5 protein-coding genes are annotated in these 4,960 nt (G+C 68.9%); 2 read left to right on the top strand and 3 right to left on the bottom strand.

Annotated elements, in window-relative coordinates:
- Positions 1-474, bottom strand: a 474-nt coding sequence (locus QZY48_RS09490; RefSeq protein WP_295430450.1) for an RDD family protein, incomplete at its 3' end; no start/stop codon positions are given.
- A gap of 2 nt (positions 475-476) precedes the next feature.
- Positions 477-1,106, bottom strand: coding sequence for a chorismate pyruvate-lyase family protein (locus QZY48_RS09485; protein WP_295430448.1), 630 nt, complete (start codon positions 1,104-1,106; stop codon positions 477-479).
- A gap of 464 nt (positions 1,107-1,570) precedes the next feature.
- Here QZY48_RS09485 and QZY48_RS09480 point away from each other — a divergent pair, with 464 nt between their 5' ends.
- Positions 1,571-1,765, top strand: coding sequence for an alanine-zipper protein (locus tag QZY48_RS09480; RefSeq protein ID WP_295430447.1), 195 nt, complete (start codon positions 1,571-1,573; stop codon positions 1,763-1,765).
- Here the strand turns inward: QZY48_RS09480 and QZY48_RS09475 are convergent.
- A complete protein-coding gene (locus QZY48_RS09475) occupies positions 1,744-2,724 on the bottom strand; it encodes a L,D-transpeptidase family protein (RefSeq protein ID WP_295430445.1) in 981 nt (326 codons plus the stop codon). The two genes, QZY48_RS09480 and QZY48_RS09475, sit on opposite strands and share 22 nt — an antisense overlap.
- 29 nt (positions 2,725-2,753) lie before the next feature.
- Here QZY48_RS09475 and QZY48_RS09470 point away from each other — a divergent pair, with 29 nt between their 5' ends.
- Complete coding sequence (locus QZY48_RS09470; RefSeq protein WP_295430452.1) at positions 2,754-4,820, top strand: translation factor GTPase family protein; 2,067 nt, start codon at positions 2,754-2,756, stop codon at positions 4,818-4,820.
- The last annotated feature ends 140 nt before the right edge of the window (positions 4,821-4,960 follow it).

Genomic DNA, 4,960 nt, shown 5'->3' with positions numbered 1-4,960 from the left:
CCGCGCTCCCGTTGAGCGGCGCTGCGCATGGACCACCAGGGTCCCGGCGGCGAGGTCCCCGAGCCGCCGGAAGTCGCGATCGACCAGGGTGCAGACCAGACCCACCCCATAGAACAGCGGAAAAAAATCGACTACCCGCAACAGATTGCGGATCAGGGACGCGGGCAGCCCCACCGGGGTGCCGTCGTCGTGAACCACCATGAGGCCCATGGCGCGCTTGCCGGGCGTGGCCCCGGAGAGGACCTCGAAGGTGACCGGGTAGAGCCACTCGAGCAGAAAGACGGCGATCAGGCTCAGGCCGAGGCCGAGCCCGGACAGGGCCGCCAGCGGGCTCAGTGCCAGCAGGATGACCAGCCGGATGGCGCCGTCCGCGGCCAGGGCCAGGGCCCGCGGCGCCGGACCCGCAACGCGCAGGCCCAGGTCAACCCCCTCCGGGGTCTCGTTCAGGCGGATGGTGTCCAGGGGCGCCATCATGATCAGTCCACGGGAAACAGGGCCAGTGGAAAACACTCGGTGATGAGGATCACGGGGCGACCGCCGATGATGATCCGATAGGTCCTGAACACGGATGGGCCGCTGTCCGCCGCCCCCATCGGTGCCCCCGCCGGGTCGCGCCGGGGGCCGCCTCCATGCTCCAGTCCGACGTCCAGCACCTCCCGATAGCTCTCCAGTCCGCTGTCGCGGATCAGTGCGCCGATGCCGATCTCCCGGGCGATCAGGCGGCGACGGAAGTCCGGCGGGATCAGTTCGGTACGGATCAGGGACAGGGCCTCGGCAAAGGCGCGTCCGCTGTGAACGCCGCGCAGGCGGGCATCGCGGATCAGACAGGCATCGCCCGCCGCGAGCCCGATCCAGGGCACCGGCTCCGCCGCGGTTTCAAAGCGCTGCTCCAGGGTGTCCACCGTCACCGGCTCCCAAAAATAGGCCTCCAGTGTCTTGGTCACGGTCCCGTCGGTTACCAGCAGGGCGCGCAAAAAGGGCGACAGGGCCGACAGCGGGATGGTCGCCCCGCGGTCGTCGCGGATCACGGCGCCCGCCAGGTAACCGTCGCAGCGGAAGGGCGAGTTCGACGGGTCGTCCAGGGGACGACCGTAATATCGGCGCATGGCCTCAAGGTTCCTTACAGCTGAAGAAAAACGGCGGTGGTCCGCGGATCTGACTCAGAGTAACGCGGATCGAGCGCAGCGATGGTGCCTGATTGCGGCCCATCCCGCCAGGGTTGCGGCCGCACCGTCCCGCGGGCCGCCGCGCCCCCGACGACGGGCTATCTGAGCGGTTTTGAAGTACAAAACGGCCCCTTCGCGGGTCGCCAAGGGCGCCTCCTCGCGGCTTTATTGCGTCGCGGTCTTGATGTTCCGGCCCGTTTGACGCAAGCTTAGAAAGCGGGTCCGACTCTTTCGGTCAATCATCTCGATGACGGCCCGAGAGCGCAAGCACGGATCCTACTGGCCACCAGACGCCTTGGGCGCACCGCGCGTCGTCGGCGGTGGTGGTGTGGGGGGATTCGGAAAAACCCGAACCTGTGTTATAAAAAGAGGGCCTTTTGGCTCAACCTACGGAGATTCTACCGATGACCAAAGTCGTTAAGCTCGCTTCCCTGGCCGCCGCCGCCCTGATCGGCGCCACCGTGATCGGCGGTTGCACCGACACCACCGCCCGCGAAATGGCCCAGCAGGCCCTGGACGCCGCCAAGGGCGCCCAGTCCTGCTGCGACGCCAACACCGAGCGTCTGGACCGCATGTATCAGAAGATCATGTCCAAGTGAAGCCTGTCGGCTGAACTGCGCCGGCTTCCCACGAGTTGTGGGAGGCCGGTGTTCTCGGCTACGGCCCGCTCGACCGCCTTCCAGTCCAACTGCAGCCCCTGCGCGTTCGCCACCGAATCCGGTATCACTGAGCGCGCCGGCTTACGCTTCCCCTCGTCGTCGATGTGGACCTCCAGATACAGGTCATCCCCCAGCCAGCCGAGCTTATAGGGCTGGTCGACGATCGTCACTGTCGTGCCCGTGGCCACCTGCGGGAACAATTCGATAATACCCTCGTTATTCATGCGGATACAGCCGTGGCTGACCTGCATCCCCAGGCCCCAGGGCTTGTTGGTGCCGTGGATCAGATAGCCGGGTATGCTAAGGCGCATGGCATAGGGCCCGAGCGGGTTGTCCGGACCCGCGGGCACCACGGCCGGCAGGATGTCGCCCTTGGCCGCATGTTCGGCCCGGATCGAGGCCGGCGGGGTCCAGGTCGGGTCCTTGACCTTGGTGGCGACCGAGAAGGTACCGAGCGGTGTGCTCCAGCCCTCGCGGCCGATGCTGATCGGGTAGCTCTGCACCTCGTCCGGCCGGCCGGGCGGGTAATAATAGAGGCGCATCTCCGGCCGGTTCAGGACCAGCCCGGTGCGCGGGGTGTTGGGCAGCACGTAGAGGCTCGGGATCAGCACCTCGGCATGGTCGCCGGGTACCCACATATCGACCTTCGGGTTGGCCTGGTCCATGTCCTGATAGCCCAGTTGATTCTGCCGCCCGATGTCGAGCAGGGTGTCGTGCTTGCGGCTCTTTACATAGAAGGCCACCCCGACCACGCTATCACCCGGGTGCGCAAATTTGAAGGTGTCGGCCTGGACGCCCGGGGCCCGGGCCAGAGCAAGCGCGACCGCGCCGGCCAGTGCGGCCCTGGTGAAGCCCCGGCTCCGTTGTCGACCCCAGGACGATTCCGCTTTCGACTTCATATACTTCACACTGTTACCTCGTCAACATGATGAAAAAACTGTCGCGATTGTCGCACGTCCGCAACATCGGGGTCGCGGCCCATGTGGACGCCGGCAAGACCACGCTGACCGAGCGCATCCTGTTTTACACCGGCGCCTCCTACAAGATCGGGGAGGTGCACGACGGGGCCGCCCACATGGACTACCTGGCCGAGGAGCAGCGCCACGGCATCACCATCACCTCCGCGGTCACCAAGGCCCCCTGGCGGGACCACCTGATCCAGGTGGTCGACACCCCCGGCCATGTCGACTTCACCATCGAGGTGGAGCGCGCCATGCGGGTGCAGGACGGCTGCATCCTGGTCCTGGACGCTGTGCGCGCGGTCGAGCCCCAGACGGAGACCGTATGGCGCCAACGCGCCCGCTTCAACCTGCCGGCCCTCTTCTTCGTCAACAAGATGGACCGGCCGGGGGCCGATTATCGTGCATCCCTGGACGCCATCCGCCGCCGTCTCAAGGCCGAGCCGGTGCCCATCACGGTGCCCCTGGGCGAGGCCCAGGGAGGCGCTGACCATGCCGTGGTCCATTTGATTGACCGCACCCTGCTTCGGTTCCAGGGCGAGCAAGGCGAATTGGTCGTGACCGAGCCCTGCCCCGCCGACCTGTGGGCGCGCCTGGCCGCGGACCGCGAGGCCCTGGGGCTCGCTGCCGCCGAGTGGGACGAGCGCCTCACCGAGCAGGTCCTCGCGGGCGAGGACCCGGATCCGGGCGCCTTACGCGCCGCCATCCGCCGCGGCACCCTGGCCGGGCGGCTCTTCCCCTGTTACGGCGGCAGTGCCCTGCGCAACCTGGGGGTGCAGCCCTTGCTGGACGGCGTAATCGACTTTCTCCCCGCCCCGCTGGACCGCCCGCCGGCGCTCGGCCGGCACCCGGACGGCAGCCTTGAGGAGGTCGTCCTGGGCGGTGAGGGGCCGCTCGTCGCGCTGGCCTTCAAGGTGCAACTCTGGGACGGTCGGCGCCACGTCTTCGCCCGCATCTACCGTAACACCCTCAAGCCCGGGGATACGGTCGAGTTCATCGGTCCGGACGGCCAGACCCGGCGCGAGCAGGCGGCGCGCCTGTTCGACGTGGACGCCGGCAAGAAAACCAAGCTCGATCAGGCCGAGCCCGGCCAGATCGTCCTGATCGCCGGCCTGCGCTTCGCCACCACCGGCGACACCCTGTGCGCCCCCGGGCACCTGCTCGGCCTGGAGCGCATCGAGGCGCGCGCCCCGGTGCTGGGGCTCGCCATCGAGGCCGCCGCCGGTACCGAGGAGGAGAAGTTACTGGAGGTACTGGACAAAGTGACCCAGGAGGACCCCACCCTGGCGGTGGAGGAGGACCCGGAGACCGGGCAGCGCCTGCTGCGCGGCATGGGCGAACTGCATCTGCAGATGGTCCTGGAGCGGATGGCGCGTGAATTCGGCGTCACGGTGCGCAGCGGCCGCCCCGCCGTGGCCGTGCGCGAGACCATCCGCCGTTCCGCCGCAGCCGACGCCTTCTTCACCACCCCGCCCTCACCCGACGGCAAGCACCCGGACCTGATGGCGCGGGTGGCACTCGCGGTGGAGCCGCTGGCGCGCGGCGCCGGTGTGCGGATCACGGTGGACCCGCGGGTCCTGCCCGAGGGGGCGCTCCTGAGCGACGAGCAGCGCCGGGTCATGGAGGCCGGGCTGCGCGGCGGCCTGGAGTCCGGCCCCTTGCAGGGGGCGGCCCTGCTGGACCTGGCACTCAAGGTGCGCGAAGTCGAGGTCTTCGGTCCCAACTCCACCCCGGAGGCCCTGGCCGCCGCCGCCGGGCGCGCCCTGCGCCAGGCCCTGGACGCCGCCCAACCGGCCCTGATGCAGCCGGTGATGGCACTCGAGGTCATAGTGCCGCAGGTCAACCTGGGGGCCGTACTCGGCGACCTGCAGTCGCGCACGGCGATGATCACCGACACCGGCAGCCGCGGCGAGACCGCCGAGGTCCGCGCCGAGGCCCCGCTCGCCGCCCTGCTCGGCTACACCACCACGCTGCGCAGCCTGACCCAGGGGCGGGGGCAATTCAGCATGGAATTTCTGCGCTTCGATCTGGCCTGAGCCGATCGGGGCGGGACGGGGCACAAGCCTCGTCCGGCGCGATGGTCCGGCCCGGCCTGGGAGCGCCGCACCCCAGTGCGGCGCGATCTCGCAGATAACCCCGGCGGTGCGGATTGACCAGAGGCCGCGCCGCACTGGGG

Origin of the sequence: uncultured Thiodictyon sp., assembly GCF_903828115.1 — a bacterium.
GTDB lineage: Bacteria > Pseudomonadota > Gammaproteobacteria > Chromatiales > Chromatiaceae > Thiodictyon.
This window is presented reverse-complemented; position numbering and strand designations above follow the sequence as displayed.